Annotated in this window: 15 protein-coding genes; 9 read left to right on the plus strand and 6 right to left on the minus strand. The window is 59.2% G+C overall.

The window, feature by feature from the left end; translation table 11 throughout:
• The first annotated feature begins 37 nt into the window (after positions 1 to 37).
• From mdaB to ggt, 3 genes are all read left to right on the plus strand, one after another.
• Positions 38 to 622, plus strand: coding sequence for an NADPH:quinone oxidoreductase MdaB (gene mdaB / locus HBH25_RS19495; protein ID WP_168085606.1), 585 nt, complete (start codon positions 38 to 40; stop codon positions 620 to 622).
• Positions 623 to 642: 20 nt separating this feature from the next.
• Positions 643 to 1539 (plus strand): LysR substrate-binding domain-containing protein, encoded by an 897-nt coding sequence (locus HBH25_RS19500; protein ID WP_168085607.1) that lies wholly within the window; start codon positions 643 to 645, stop codon positions 1537 to 1539.
• Positions 1540 to 1631: 92 nt separating this feature from the next.
• Entirely contained in the window at positions 1632 to 3299 is a 1668-nt protein-coding gene (gene ggt, locus HBH25_RS19505) for a gamma-glutamyltransferase (protein ID WP_168085608.1), read from the plus strand.
• Positions 3300 to 3351: 52 nt separating this feature from the next.
• Here ggt and HBH25_RS19510 read toward each other — a convergent pair whose 3' ends face one another.
• The gene (locus HBH25_RS19510; RefSeq protein ID WP_168085609.1) at positions 3352 to 4935 is read right to left on the minus strand and encodes an aldehyde dehydrogenase (NADP(+)); all 1584 of its coding nucleotides are present in this window, start codon (positions 4933 to 4935) and stop codon (positions 3352 to 3354) included.
• 277 nt (positions 4936 to 5212) lie between these two features.
• Here HBH25_RS19510 and HBH25_RS19515 point away from each other — a divergent pair, with 277 nt between their 5' ends.
• The 4 genes from HBH25_RS19515 to HBH25_RS19530 all read left to right on the plus strand — a co-directional run bounded on the left by HBH25_RS19515 (position 5213) and on the right by HBH25_RS19530 (position 7863).
• Complete coding sequence (locus HBH25_RS19515) at positions 5213 to 6199, plus strand: response regulator (RefSeq protein WP_168085610.1); 987 nt, start codon at positions 5213 to 5215, stop codon at positions 6197 to 6199.
• 1 nt (position 6200) lies between these two features.
• Positions 6201 to 7154 (plus strand): sensor domain-containing diguanylate cyclase, encoded by a 954-nt coding sequence (locus HBH25_RS19520; RefSeq protein ID WP_168085611.1) that lies wholly within the window; start codon positions 6201 to 6203, stop codon positions 7152 to 7154.
• Positions 7155 to 7237: 83 nt separating this feature from the next.
• On the plus strand, positions 7238 to 7660 hold the full coding sequence (locus HBH25_RS19525) for a DUF3597 domain-containing protein (RefSeq protein ID WP_168085612.1): 423 nt from the start codon (positions 7238 to 7240) through the stop codon (positions 7658 to 7660).
• Positions 7661 to 7671: 11 nt separating this feature from the next.
• Positions 7672 to 7863, plus strand: coding sequence for a hypothetical protein (locus tag HBH25_RS19530; protein ID WP_168085613.1), 192 nt, complete (start codon positions 7672 to 7674; stop codon positions 7861 to 7863).
• 211 nt (positions 7864 to 8074) lie between these two features.
• On the opposite strand, the gene HBH25_RS19535 is transcribed toward HBH25_RS19530, so the two are convergent.
• The 3 genes from HBH25_RS19535 to HBH25_RS19545 all read right to left on the minus strand — a co-directional run bounded on the left by HBH25_RS19535 (position 8075) and on the right by HBH25_RS19545 (position 10609).
• On the minus strand, positions 8075 to 8968 hold the full coding sequence (locus tag HBH25_RS19535; RefSeq protein WP_168085614.1) for a bestrophin family protein: 894 nt from the start codon (positions 8966 to 8968) through the stop codon (positions 8075 to 8077).
• A gap of 202 nt (positions 8969 to 9170) precedes the next feature.
• On the minus strand, positions 9171 to 10280 hold the full coding sequence (locus HBH25_RS19540; protein WP_168085615.1) for an L-dopachrome tautomerase-related protein: 1110 nt from the start codon (positions 10278 to 10280) through the stop codon (positions 9171 to 9173).
• Positions 10281 to 10369: 89 nt separating this feature from the next.
• On the minus strand, positions 10370 to 10609 hold the full coding sequence (locus tag HBH25_RS19545; protein WP_168085616.1) for a hypothetical protein: 240 nt from the start codon (positions 10607 to 10609) through the stop codon (positions 10370 to 10372).
• A 154-nt stretch (positions 10610 to 10763) separates the two neighbouring features.
• On the opposite strand from HBH25_RS19545, the gene HBH25_RS19550 reads away from it, so the two are divergent.
• Positions 10764 to 11060, plus strand: coding sequence for a YrhB domain-containing protein (locus HBH25_RS19550; protein ID WP_168085617.1), 297 nt, complete (start codon positions 10764 to 10766; stop codon positions 11058 to 11060).
• A 108-nt stretch (positions 11061 to 11168) separates the two neighbouring features.
• On the opposite strand, the gene HBH25_RS19555 is transcribed toward HBH25_RS19550, so the two are convergent.
• Positions 11169 to 11378, minus strand: a complete 210-nt coding sequence (locus HBH25_RS19555) for a DUF6124 family protein (RefSeq protein WP_168085618.1) — start codon at positions 11376 to 11378, stop codon at positions 11169 to 11171.
• A gap of 396 nt (positions 11379 to 11774) precedes the next feature.
• Between HBH25_RS19555 and HBH25_RS19560 the strand changes: the two genes are divergently transcribed.
• Positions 11775 to 12869 carry an HNH endonuclease gene (locus tag HBH25_RS19560; RefSeq protein ID WP_168085619.1) on the plus strand — a complete coding sequence of 365 codons (1095 nt, stop codon included), beginning with the start codon at positions 11775 to 11777 and terminating at the stop codon, positions 12867 to 12869.
• A gap of 422 nt (positions 12870 to 13291) precedes the next feature.
• Here the strand turns inward: HBH25_RS19560 and HBH25_RS19565 are convergent, their stop codons facing one another.
• Entirely contained in the window at positions 13292 to 14137 is an 846-nt protein-coding gene (locus HBH25_RS19565; protein ID WP_168085620.1) for a hypothetical protein, read from the minus strand.
• Positions 14138 to 14140: the final 3 nt, after the last annotated feature.

Raw genomic sequence — 14140 nt, forward strand, 5'->3', positions numbered from 1 at the left:
TAACCTGCGCCCATTCGAAACGATTGAGGTGCAGTACATGAACGTGCTTTTACTGAATGGCGGCAAGCGATTTGCCCACTCCGATGGCCGCTACAACGAAACCTTGCATGACGCCGCCCTCGCCTGGCTACGCCAAGCGGGCCACACCGTGAACGATACCTTTATCGACGGCGGTTATGACACTGCCGCCGAAGTGGAGAAGTACCTGTGGGCCGATGTGATCATCTACCAGATGCCCGGCTGGTGGATGGGCGCGCCCTGGACGGTCAAGCAGTACCTGGACGAGGTCTTCACCCAAGGCCACGGCAGCCTGTATGCAAACGATGGCCGCACCCGCTCCGATGCGTCTCAACGGTACGGGAGTGGGGGGTTGCTGCAGGGCAAGCGCTACATGATTTCCGCCACCTGGAATGCGCCGCAACAGGCCTTTGACGACCCGGCGGACTTCTTTGAAGGCAAAGGCGTGGATGCCGTGTATTTCCCCTTCCACAAAGCCAATGAGTTTCTGGGCCTGGCTGCCTTGCCCACCTTCCTGGCTGTGGATGTGATGAAGCGGCCCAACATCGAAGCCGACGTAGCGCGCTATCAACAGCACCTGGAGACTGTGCTAAAAGGGCTGTGAACCACAACAGAGCCCCCTATGTGAAAGCCCGGTCCGACGAACTCCAGCTGTTTATCGCAGTGATTGAAAGCGGCTCCCTTTCAGCCGCCGCCGAACAGGCCGGGCAGTCGCCCTCAGCGGTAAGCCGAACCCTGGCGCGGCTGGAAGGCAAGCTGGGCACCACCCTGATCAACCGCACCACCCGGCGCATGAGCCTGACCGAGGAGGGCAAGTACTTCTTCGAGCGGGCCAAGGCCATTCTTCAGGACATGGAAGCGTTGGAGGAGCACCTTGCCCTGCGTCAGCAGGCACCCTCCGGCCGGCTGCGTATCAACGCGGCGTCACCCTTCATGCTGCATGCCGTGGTGCCCCACGTGGCCGAGTTCCGGCAGCGCTACCCCGATATCGTCCTTGAGCTGAACACCAATGACCTGATCATCGACCTGCTAGAGGAGAACACCGACGTGGCGATTCGCATCGGTGCCTTGGCGGACTCGACCCTCCGCGCCCGCTACCTGGGCAGCAGCCCGCGCAATGTCCTTGCCAGCCCGGCGTACCTGGAGCGCCAGGGCGTGCCTGTTGAAGTGCACGACCTGGCAAGGCATTCCTTGCTGGGCTTCACCCGTAACGAAGGCCTCAACCAATGGCCTTTGCACCATGCCGGGGGCGACCGCTTGCCCATCAACCCAGCGGTGTCGGCCTCCAGCGGCGACACCCTGCGCGAGCTGGCGCTGGCGGGAGAGGGCATCGTATGCCTGTCCCACTTCATGACCCACCACGACATTCAGCAGGGCCGCCTGCGCGTGCTGTTGGCCGAACACAACAGTGGCTACCCGCAGCCCATTCATGCGGTGTACTACCGCAATACGCAACTGGCGCTACGCATACAGTGCTTCCTGGATTTCATGCAGGACAAGCTCAAGGCATATGCCCTGTAAAAGGCCCCCGCTATGGAAATTGCGGCACTGCTTTGCCCCTGCGCCGTTTATAAGCCTTAATTGGAGAAGGATTTCCCACACAAGGACAACCCATGCGTCTTGTACTGTGCAAAACCCTGCTGTCCACAGCAGTGCTTGTTGTGTCTTCCACTACCTGGGCCAGCGTGCTGCCCGCTGGTGCAGTCGCCTCCCCAGACCGCTACGGCGCGGAAGTGGCCGAGGCCATTCTCAAGCAAGGCGGCAACGCCGTGGATGCCGCTGTGGCCACGGCATTCACCTTGGCCGTGACCTACCCGGAAGCCGGCAACCTGGGCGGCGGTGGCTTCATGACCTTGTTCGTAAAGGGTAAGCCTTACTTCCTGGATTACCGGGAAACAGCCCCCAAGGCCGCCACCAAGACCATGTACCTGGACGACAAGGGCGAGGTGGTGCCTAACATGAGCCTGGTGGGGGCCAAGGCGGCCGGAGTACCCGGCACGGTAATGGGCCTGTGGGAGGCGCACCAGCGTTTCGGTAAGCTGCCTTGGCGTGACTTGCTGGTCCCGGCCATCGGCTATGCCAGGCGTGGCTTTATTGTGGCTGAAACCCAATACCAGTACCGGGAAGACGCCCTGGGGCTGTTCAAGGGCAGCACCAATTTTGGCGACTATTTCGGCACCATGAAAACAGGCCAACGCTTCAAGCAACCGGAGCTGTCGCAAACCCTGCAGCGCATTGCGGCCCATGGCGTGAGCGAGTTCTACCAGGGCACCACCGCCAAGCTGCTGGTCGCGCAGATGCAGCACGACAAGGGCCTGATCACAGCAGCCGACCTGCGGGGCTACAAGGCCCACTGGCGCGAACCCCTGGCCATCGACTGGCGCGGCAACACCGTGTACACCGCGCCGTTGCCCAGTTCGGGCGGCATCGCCCTGGCCCAGTTGCTGGGTATCAAGGAACGCCGCAGCGAGGACTTCAAAGGCGTGCCGCTGAATTCCGCGCGCTACATTCACCTGCTGGCCGAGATCGAAAAGCGCGTGTTTGCTGACCGCGCCGACTACCTGGGCGACCCGGACTTCAACAAGGTGCCCGTGGGCATGCTCACCGCACCGGCTTACCTCGACCGCCGTGCCGCGGAGGTCAACCCTACCGCCATTTCGCCTACCGACAAGGTACGCCCTGGCTTGGAAACCCACCAGACCACGCACTTCTCCGTGATCGACAAGGACGGTAACGCTGTCAGCAACACCTACACCCTGAACTTCGACTACGGCAGTGGCGTGGTGGTAAAGGGCGCAGGCTTCCTGATGAACGATGAAATGGACGACTTCAGCTCCAAGCCCGGCGTGGCCAACGGTTTCGGTGTGGTAGGCAGCGATGCCAATGCCATTGCCCCAGGCAAGCGCATGCTCTCGTCCATGAGCCCTACCATTGTCACGCGCGATGGCAAGGTCACCTTGGTGGTGGGCACGCCAGGGGGCTCTCGTATTTTCACAACGGTGTTCCAGGTGCTGAACAACCTGTACGACTATCATCTGTCGCTGGTGGAAGCCGTGACCGTGCAGCGGGTGCACCACCAGTTGCTGCCTAAGGACACGATCTACTACGACGCCATGGCCCCCTTGAAAGGCCCAGCTGCGGACGAACTCAACGCAATGGGCTACACCCTGAAAGACCAGGGCTGGCTGATGGGGAACGTGCAGGCCATACGGGTGGATAACGGCACGGTTGAAACCGCGTCAGACCCACGTGGGCGGGGAGAGGGGCGTATCGTTAAGTAAGAGCAGTGTGGCCGCCCCGAAAGGCGGCCACCCGTTCAGCTCAGCTCAGCGCTCAGGCGATGGGCTGGGTGCTCCACTCGCCATTCACCAGGCGCTGCAGGCCCAATGGGTTGGCGTTCTGCAGGGCTTCAGGCAACAGCGCATCAGGGTAGTTCTGGAAGCAGATCGGGCGCAGGTAGCGGTCGATCGCCAAAGTACCTACCGAAGTGCCGCGCGCATCAGAGGTCGCCGGGAACGGACCACCGTGCACCATGGCTTCACACACTTCCACACCGGTCGGGTAACCGTTCACCAGAATGCGGCCTACCTTGTGCTCCAGAATCGGCACCAGCCACTGGTAAGTGCTCAGGTCCGACTGCTCACCAATCAAGGTTGCCGTCAACTGGCCACGCAGGCCCAGCAAGGCTTGCTTGAGTTCAGCATCATCCGCCACTTCCACCACCACGGTGGTAGGGCCGAACACCTCTTCTTGCAGCAGGGCATCGCCATTGAGTAACAGCGACACGTCAGCCTTGAACAGCTGAGCCTGCGCCTGGTTGCCTTCCTGGGCGTTACCGGCCAAGTGGGTAATGCCAGGGTGGCCATGCAGGTGTGCCACGCCGCCGCTGTAGCTCTTCAGGCCGCCCGCGTTGAGCATGGTCTGTGCCGCCTGGCCGCCGATCTCGGTTTTCAGCGCGTCCAGGAAGGTGGTGAATTCGGCAGATTTAACACCGATCACCAGGCCTGGGTTGGTGCAGAACTGGCCCGCACCCATGCACACCGAGCCGGCCAGTTCCTTGGCGACGGTCGCGCCACGGGCTTTCAGGGCCTCCGGCAGCAGAATCACCGGGTTGATGCTGGACATCTCGGCAAACACCGGGATGGGCTCGGGGCGCTCGGCGGCCATCTTGCACAGCGCCGTACCGCCGCCCAGGGAACCGGTAAAGCCCACTGCCTTGATGGCCGGGTGCTTGACCAGGGTTTCGCCTACGCGGTTACCGAAGATCATGTTGAACACGCCCTTGGGCATGCCGGTTTTTTCGGCAGCACGGGTAATGGCGGTGCCGACCAGGTCAGCCGTGGCCATGTGGCCGCTGTGGGCTTTTACCACCACCGGGCAACCGGCTGCGAACGCCGAAGCGGTGTCACCACCTGCCGTGGAGAAGGCCAGGGGGAAGTTGCTGGCGCCGAACACCGCCACTGGGCCCACACCAATGCGGTACTGGCGCAGGTCCAGGCGTGGCAGGGGCTTGCGGTCCGGCAGCGGCAAGTCAATGCGGGCACCCAGGTAGTCCCCACGGCGCAGCACTTTGGCGAACAAGCGCATCTGGCCACTGGTACGGCCACGCTCGCCCTGAATACGGGCGGCAGGTAAGGCCGTTTCACGGCACACGATGGCCACGAACTCATCGCCCAAGGCGTCCAGTTCATCGGCTACGGCGTCCAGGAACTCGGCACGGCGGGCCGGGCTCAGCTGGCGGAATTCTGGGTAGGCGGCGTCTGCGGCTTTGGCAGCAGCGTCCACTTCACCGTCTGTGGCTTGGCAGAACGCATAAGGCAGGGCCTCGCCGCTGCTAGCGTCTATGCTTTGAAGGCTGGCTTGGCCGGCGGCGCTACGGGCACCGTTGATAAAGTTGTGTCCGAGAACGTCAGGCATTGTTGTCTCCTTGTTCGGTTAACGGTAAGAAGCCTAGGCGATGCCAAGGTAAACGCCCTCAGGCATGGCCGCTTCTAGAGGTGTTGCCGGACATCATACAACTGCAGGGGCTGATGTCCAAGCCGATGCTATAAAGGCCAGCGTGTGTAGTGAAGCACGCATGGCAGTTTTTACCTGTAATCGCTACACATGCACCAAAGCGCTGGCGCGGTGCCGCCGCTCTGTTTACAGTGCCGCAAGCCTCTACCTGCAGGGCCTTTAACGGGACTAACTCTCAATGGCTGTTGTACCTCTGCTGATTTGTGATGATTCAAACATGGCTCGCAAGCAATTGCTGCGCGCCTTGCCCGAAGGGCTTGAGCTGTCCGTGACCCAGGCCGAAAACGGCCAGCAGGGCCTGGATGCCATTCGACAAGGGCTGGGCAAGGTCGTGCTGCTCGACCTTACCATGCCTGAAATGGACGGGTATGAAGTGCTGGCAGCCATCCGCAAGGAAGGGCTGCAGGCGCAAGTGATCGTGGTGTCCGGCGATGTGCAGGATGAAGCCATACGCCGGGTGCTGGCCCTGGGGGCAACGGCGTTCCTGAAAAAACCCGCCAATGCCGACGAGCTTCGCGCAGCCCTTGCCCGCTGTGGCCTGCATAGCCAAGGTGGCACGGGGCAGTTCGGCACGGACATGTCCGTGAACTTCAATGACGCGTTCCGGGAAACCGTCAACGTGGCCATGGGCCGGGCCGCCGCCTTGCTGGCCAAAGTGCTCAATGTGTTTATCGAGCTGCCCATCCCCAACGTGAACGTGCTGGAGGTGGGGGAGCTGCACATGGCCCTGGCCGACGCGCAGCGTGGCAACCAGCTCACGGCCATCTGCCAGGGCTACATTGGTGAAGGCATCGCGGGCGAGGCGCTGCTGATGTTCCACGACAGCAACCTGGCAGACATGGCCCGCCTGATGCGCCAGGACTACCAGGAAAGCACCGCGTCCGAAATGGTGCTGGACCTGTCAGCCCTGCTGATCGGCGCCTGCCTGAGCGGCATCGGCGAGCAGATCGATGTGGCTTTTTCGTTCAGCCACCCGCAATTGCTGGGCGAACACGCCCGCATCGAAGACCTGATCAGCTTGAACCGGCACCGCTGGAGGCAGACCCTGGCCGTGGAAATCAGCTACAGCGTGGAGGGGCACGACGTGCATTTCGACCTGCTGCTGCTGTTTACCGAAACCTCGTTGCCTAGACTCAAGGGCAAGCTTGAGTACATGATGAACTGACATGAACAGAACACTCGACATCACCGAGCTCCACTGGCTGTTGGCAATTGCCCAGACCATCGACGTGGGCGTGGTTGTCTTCAACCGCTCCTACAACGTTTCCGTGTGGAACACGTTCATTGAGAACCATTCGGGCGTGCCCGCGCGGGAAGCCCAGGGCAAGTCCTTCTTCGACCTGTTCGAGGAGGTGGACCGGGCCTGGTTCACCCGCAAGGTGGACAGCGTGGTCACCCTGGGGTCGCCCACCTTCACCATCTGGGAACAGCGCCCTTACCTGCTCAAGTTCGACACCTACAGGCCTATCACCGGCTCCGAGCCGTTCATGTACCAGAACACCTCGCTGTTCCCCCTGCGCTCCATCAACAACCAGGTGGAGCATATTTGCCTGGTGGTATACGACGTGACCGAAGTGGCCACCAACCGCCGCCAGTTGCAGGCGGTGAATGCCCAGCTGCAGAAGCTTTCCAGCACGGACCGGCTCACGGGGCTGTACAACCGGGGCCATTGGGAAGAGGCCCTCAAACACGAGTACGCCCGGCACAGCCGCTACGGTAACGACTGCACCATGATCATGTTCGACATCGACCACTTCAAGCAGGTGAACGACACCTACGGCCACCCTGCCGGGGACCGAGTGATCCAGCGCGTGGCGGATGTGGTGCGCGAGCACGTGCGGGATTCGGACATCTGCGGGCGCTATGGCGGGGAAGAATTTGCGCTGCTGCTTCCTGACACAAATAAGGAAGGTGGGCAAATCCTTGCAGAGCGGCTGCGTGCTTCCATTGAAGAATTGGTGGTCACCCACGACAGCCAAGCCATCCGTTTCACCATCAGCCTGGGCGTGGCAGACCTGCGCCGCCCCGTGGCGGACTACCAGGAGCTGATCGAACGCGCCGACCAGGCCCTGTATACCTCCAAGCGCAGCGGCCGAAACCGGGTAACGGTGTTCGCTTAAACGGTGCGGTGGTCACAGCGATCAAACTTTCCGCGCAGGGTGGGGGTCCACAAAAGACCTGAACGCACCTTGAGGAAACATTGATGAGCTTCTTTAAAGACATCCTGAGCAAGCTGGGCATCGGCCACGACGACACCCAGCCCACCACCGCCTCTACCGCGCCTACTCCTACCGGCACTGCACCCGTCAGCGTAGACGGTGGCGTTCCGCCCATGACCGGCACCACCACCCCACGTACCGACAGCGCAGTAGACGTCGGCGCCAAGCTGGACGGTCTGGCCCAGGCTCACACCGCTGAGAAGCTGAACTGGCGCACTTCGGTAGTAGACCTGTTGAAACTGCTGGGTATCGACAGCAGCCTGGAACACCGCAAAGAGCTGGCCAACGAACTAGGCTGCCCTGCGGACAAGCTGGGCGATTCTGCTGAAATGAATATGTGGCTGCACAAAGCCATTCTGCAGAAAGTATCCACCAACGGCGGTACGGTTCCTGCCGACCTCCTGTAAGGAGCACGACCATGGCTGTGAAAATTCAAAAGCTCGAAGGGCGTGACATTCCTTGCGAAGCTCAGCGGAAAGACAAGTCAGTGGCCTTCAAGATCACCGACGAGGCTGGGCACAACGAGTACCGTTACGACGACGTCGAAGCGGCCAAGCGCGTTGTTGAACTCAGCGAGCGCGACCGCACCGAATCTCGCAGCCGCGGCTGATTGCTACACCTGTACCCCTACGTACATTGTAGGAGCGGCCATAGGCCGCGAACTTGAACCCCAGTAACACCCAAGTTCGCGGCCTCCGGCCACTCCTACAGCAGTACGCCTAGATATTGTAGGAGCGGGCGAAGCCCGCGAACTTGAACTCCAGTAACACCCAAGTTCGCGGCCTATGGCCGCTCCTACGGTAGTACGCCCCACCCCTCAACTATCCCCCAATCCGATCCCCGCTCAGCGCATCCCGCTGCATGGACTCCAAATTCTTCTCGATGGTCTCGCAAATCTTCTCCATCTGAATCTGGTGCTCGCTGGATTTGAACGGGCTCTGCAAATCCGTACCAATCCGCTCGATGGCCAGCAGCATAAAGCCCACCACCGTCGAGGCTGCCGGCGTAAACCAGCCCAGCGACTCGACCAACCCCACCGGTACAATCACGCAGAACAGCGAGATGAACAGCCGTGGAAAATACACGTACGGGTAAGGCAGCGGCGTATTGGCGATCCGCTCCATACCGCCCTGGCTGTTGGACAATTCCACCAAGGTAGACTCGATCCGCGACAGGCGAATGCTGTCCAAGCGCCCGGCCTTGTATTCCTGTGCCAGCAACGCCGCCGAACCATTGAGAATGTCATTGGCAAAGTTATTGGTAGCGCCGCTGCGCGCAAACTCCTCTGCCGAGATAAATGCCCGCACTTCCTCCGGGCACTTCTGGCCTTGCAAGTGGGCCGCCAGGCAGTTCACATAGGCCACATGCCGCCGCAGCAGCTTGGCCTTCATAGGGTTGGCCTCACCCTGCGGGTCATCCAGGAAGGTCAACACCTGGCGGGCAAAACTGCGCGAGTTGTTCACCATGGCGCCCCACAAGGTACGCGCCTCCCACCAGCGGTTATACGCGCTGCTGTTACGAAAACTGATCAACACAATCAATGCCGAACCCAACAGGGTGAGCGGCATCAGCGGTAAATTAAGCTTGCTGTCCAGGAACAGCATAAAGTCCACGGTAACGGCCACGTCCCAGAGCAACAGCCAGAACAACGCCCAGCCCACATAGCCCATGGTCTTGATAATCAATCGGTACTTCTTGGCGATAGCGTCTTTCAAATCAGCACCTCACAACAAACGTAAAAACGTGCCTAGCTCCGACGCTCAAGGGCAGAGAAAGGTCCGGGTAAGGGCAGGGGAATAATTACAAGACGTGAATCGCTTCAGCGATTTTTTGTGTATTAGAAGGGTTTAACAGTAGCTGTAGGCGCTAAGCTCTGCTTGCGCCCGTCATCGCCAGGCGCAAGCAGACCTCACACGGTTACTTCTTCTCGACAATCTTGTACAGCGTGGTTTCCAGCGCAGGCTTCTGCTTAGGGTCAAAGAAACTCATGTCCGGAATGCGCGAGTCCGTCACGTACACCGTGCCGTCTGGCCCTTGGGTAAAGGTGTCTGGCCAGCGCATGTCCTTGTCTTGCAACAGCACCTTCACGTCATTGCCGTTGCGCACCTTGATGGAATGGTCTTCCACCGAGCTGATGTACAGCGTGCCCTTGGCGTCCATCAACAGGCCATCAGCCGGGCCATTCTCGCCCACTTTCTGCACCTTGCTTGGTAGGTCCGCCAGGGTGGCCGTCTGCAACGCGCTGGTAGGCACGCTGTACAGGGTGTTGCCCTTCACCGCCTGCCAGTACAGGGTGTCGCCCGCTGGCGACAGCGCGATACCGTCCGCCGAGAACTGCACACCGCGCCCGTCGGGCCGCATGAGCGGCTTGCCGTCCGCCTTCACCATCACGCCTTTCTCGAACTGGGTGCTAGGCGCACCGTCCAGCGCACGGCGAGCCTTGCCGGTCTCCAGGTTCACCACCACGATCGCGCCGCTGGTGCCCGAGTCCGTGATGTAGGCGAACTTACCGTCCTGGCTCAGGCGCACGTCATTCAGGTAGCTACCCTGGGGCGCCACGTCCAACCCGAAGGGGTACACCTTGGCCACGGCATTGGTGGCCAGGTCGATCTTCACCAGCTTCGGTGCACCGGCTACTACTTGCGCCTGGGCCGGCGCGCCCGCGTCGATTACCCACAGGCTGCCTTTCTTGTCCGCCACTACGGACTGAACGCACACCCAATGGTCGCCCGCGCTCATGCTGTCTGCCTTGGCATTCCGCCAGGCGTTCCAGTTCGCATCCGGGAAGCTTTTAAGGTCGCCGTTGGGCATCAGCTCCGCCACGGACACTTCCGAGTCTTCGGTCCAGCGCGGGAAGTTGACGAACATGCGGCCGGTTTCACTGGCCGTAACACCAGTGACCTGGTGATCGAAACTGGCCACCTTCTTCAGGCTGTAGCTGGGGTCCGCCACGGCGCCTTGGGCGAAGGCCAGGCCAGACATCAGGGCAAAGAGGGCAGTAGGGGCAAAGTTGGCGCGTCGAATCATAAAGGCTCCAAGAACATGCAGGAAAAGTCTGTTGATTGGTGGAGCCTGCGCGCCCTGGCTTGGTTCCTATTTTCGTAGGGGCCGGAGGCTTACAACGCTTCCAGCCGCGCCTGCACCGCGTCGTCGAACAGGATGTACATGGCTTCCACTTGGGGGCCGCGGAGTTTCTTGGCGGCCACCTGGGCCTGCACGAATTCGATCTGGATCTCGGCCTCGCGGTTGACCTCGGCCTTGTCGGCGGCTTCGTCCAAGGCCCGCATCAGCCGCTCGATAGGCGTGCGCAGGTCCTTGGGGATGCGGAGGGTGTCGAGTTGGTCGGTGAGGGACATGTGGGGCTCTGAGGTAAAGGAATGTACGGGGTTGGACAGTGGAATGGGGCGTTTGGTGGGGCGGGTTTGGGGGCTGCCTTGGAATGGGTAACCTAGTAGGAAAGCCTGCAAATCTTCAAGTTTTTGATACGTTACGATCATGGAGGCCCCAGGAATGTTTACGTACCCATATGCACTGAAGAAAGCGCAAGAATACCTCGATGACTCAGAGATACCCCTACAGATCACGGAAGAAGGGGAGTTTGCTGGCGGATGGTTTTTTTGCTTCCAGTCAGCGGAGTTTTTGAGAACAGGAGATCCCTCCGACCAGTTGGCCGGAAATGGCCCGTTTCTAATTGACCGGAACACCGGGGAGCTGGTTGAGCTGGGTACTGCTGAGCCACTTGAGAACTGCTTGAAGCGCTATACGGCTCTTAGGTCGGCTTCTCTACCAAAGGGATCTGCGGAATAACAGCCCAAGAGGGCAGTCATGACAGACCGCTATGAGATGCCCGCCCAGCGCTGCGCGACGTTTGGGCAGTGCAGTGCTGCCCAAACGGGGCTTGGCGGGCGAAGACTTTTAAGACGCGGCTGAATGCTGCACGTGCAATGCCGCGTCCAGCTTTATTCGGGCCATATCGATTAGGTGGACGACGGCGAAGGCGTGGTCTCGAGAAGCGCCTTGCTGATGGTCGGCGGTTTCGTAAGCAGTCGCTTTCGCGCAGCGAAGCAGCTTGTCTGTGTCGTTGAGGAGTTGTTCGAGGGTGGGGTTAGGCGTGGTGTTGTGCATGGTGGTGCTCCCAGAGTTGATGAAGCTGCCACGGGCCTTCCTACGGGCTTTGGGTGGCAACTGTACGCGGGGTAGGAATACCGGAACTCTAGGCAACCGGCCACGCGCGAGCGTGCCCGCGCACAGCTGCCATAACGAACGCAGAAGCGGGTGAACGCTTGCGGTTGATACGGTGGGCACGTGCGCGCCTAGTTTTGTTCCGGGTTCCTACGCCCGGCCGCTGAGGTGCAGCGGCGGGGGTAAGGGTAGCGGCGGTGGGGGTGGAGGAGCAAGGGGCAGGGCTGGGTAGACGGAGAGGGCACACACGCATTGCCTTTGTGATCCAAACTTGAAACCCTTTTGTACATTAGCCACGATAGAACTTTCCTACACGCATTTGCGAAAAGGGCGGTTCACATGGCGATCAAAGCGGTTTCTAGAGAGGGGATACTCCAAGCGCTGGAGGCGTTTGATCATGAGCATCGAGCCGCACCGCAGTGGCAGGAATGGCAAAACAACCAAGCCCACCGCTATGCGATAGACGTGAACGGTGAGCTTTACCCCGCCAAAAAGATCGTATCCCTTGCAACGGGTATCCCGGTTGGCGAATTCACCGGTGGACGACCGACCAATAGCTACCTTGAAAAACGTGGCTTTACGGTGGTCGAACTCGCGCGTGGCGATACTGCACCCGTATTGGCGTTCGTACGTGGCGAGGTTTACGACCGAAAAACGCAGATCACAGGCGTGTTCGGCGGGAGCTACCAAAGCGGTATAGCGGCATCTAGCATGTATCCGGCTATTTTCGTATTCACCGGTAACAGCGGTGAGCAGTATGGGTATGCAGACCATCGGGAGGGCGAAGCCTTTATCTACACCGGTGAAGGGCAACGCGGGCCTATGAGCCTGACACGCGGTAACAAAGCGATTGCCGAACATGCTCAAGACGGGCGCGCGCTGTACTTGTTTGAGTCGCGTGGCAAAGGGCGAGGGAATATGTACCTAGGCGAGTTTGCCTGCGCCGATTGGTTTGAGCGAATTCAGCCGGACGTGGACGGGCAAGACCGTACGGCAATTATGTTTCGTCTAGTACGCGTGGGCGCAGATGATAGTGATATGGAGGAGGATACAGGGGTTGTGCTCGACCTTCCTACATCGCTGGCTGCGGCACGCGCGGCGGCCTTAGAGGCGTGTAAGCCGGACGGCACCCAGATGGCAGAGTCCGCACCGAGGAAGCTTTATCAGCGCAGTCGGAAAGTTGCTCACTACGTGCAATTGAGGGCCAATGGCGTGTGTGAAAGCTGCCAAAAAGCCGCGCCGTTTATGAAGAAGGATGGCACGCCTTACCTTGAGCCTCACCATGTGAATCGGCTGTCGGATGGGGGGCTGGACCATCCCCGGTATGTGGGGGCGATATGTCCGAGTTGCCACCGGGAGATTCATTCGGGGGTTAATGGGGCGGCGGTGAATGAGCGGTTGAAGGAGAGGTTGGGGGAGATTGAGGTAGGGTGAGCACAAGCCGGCTTTATTATCGTTACGGCCATGGATAGCGCGAGCTTTAGGGCCGGGGTAATCTGAATTGATTTCGTAAGCTTCTGATTTTTGAGTTTTTTAACGTCCATATTTTTTGCTTTGAATACTCTTCGGAATACCGAGTGCATTTGCAATGCTCTGAAGCGTGATCGGCCGAGCCGATAAGGTTCCTTCTGATCCGGAGGACTCGATCAAAGGCCTTTAACGTTGGGATCGGCTCCAATCCCTCCAGCTCAAGCCGTTCAGTTTTAGGTTAGCCCGGCGTGTGCCGGGCTTTGTTTAGATTTTTAAGTTGGATTTTGTTGAGCTTTCTGGACGGGCTGTAGGTTGTCTCCCCAATTATCCCTCCCATTGGCCTGTCGCGCATAAACCTTCTAACGCACTTCGCGGTGTGCTTACCTTTACAGATGTTCGCCTGCATGGCCAACCAAGAGCTTAGCCTGGAAATTGATGTGGGATCGTGGATAAAAGTAAATACGGTGAAAATAGAACTTATCATCACCCGCTACATCGGACCGAGAGAGTTTCATATGTGGCTCACAGAGCACTCTCTCGGAGCGACCGTCAGAAATTTTGAATGAAAAGGTAAGAACTGGCTTTCTAGCTCCACTTCCTTCCTGTGTCGTAGGAGTGTTGCTCTGTGCCGAGAATGCCCTAAGGTATTGTGTAAGGTCTCCACCGTCCCAGTCCCAATGATCATTTAGAGCCGATAAGCAATGAACCAGGGCTATCGAATGCCGTTTGTAGCCCCCATCGAAAGTATTGATACAATTAGGGAAGGCTTCGCTGAATTTTAGTCGTGGGAACGCCATACGGAAATCGTCACAGAATGCATGGGATTCTTGAGGCTCTGTAGCTAGCGATTTTCGCACATGACTATGCCAGTCCCTATAGTTCTTTAATTCATTAGAAGAGTTTTGGCGAAATGGGCCAAGGGTGCCTTGTATTGTTGCTTGAGCTGTTATAGCAGTAGTTAACGGTCGTGCCTGATCGAGTGCAATTTGAAGCAGTCTGATGTTGTCTCGCGATAGAAAATCACCGTGGCTTTCGAATAGGAGCTGCCATACTTGAAGCCCAGGCTGAATATGTGCGTCATATACTCGTTCATCTCTGTAAATGGGCTCGCCGGTACTAAATATGTAACTGTGCAGATCGAGAAGCTGTTCGACGCTTTCTGTAACCTCAACATTAGGTAAAACCTGAGGATTTGTGTAGAGGCTTGCACAGTGGAAGACGATACGAGGCATGAT

It is taken from the genome of Pseudomonas quercus, from assembly GCF_012033695.1.
GTDB classification, from domain to species: domain Bacteria; phylum Pseudomonadota; class Gammaproteobacteria; order Pseudomonadales; family Pseudomonadaceae; genus Aquipseudomonas; species Aquipseudomonas quercus.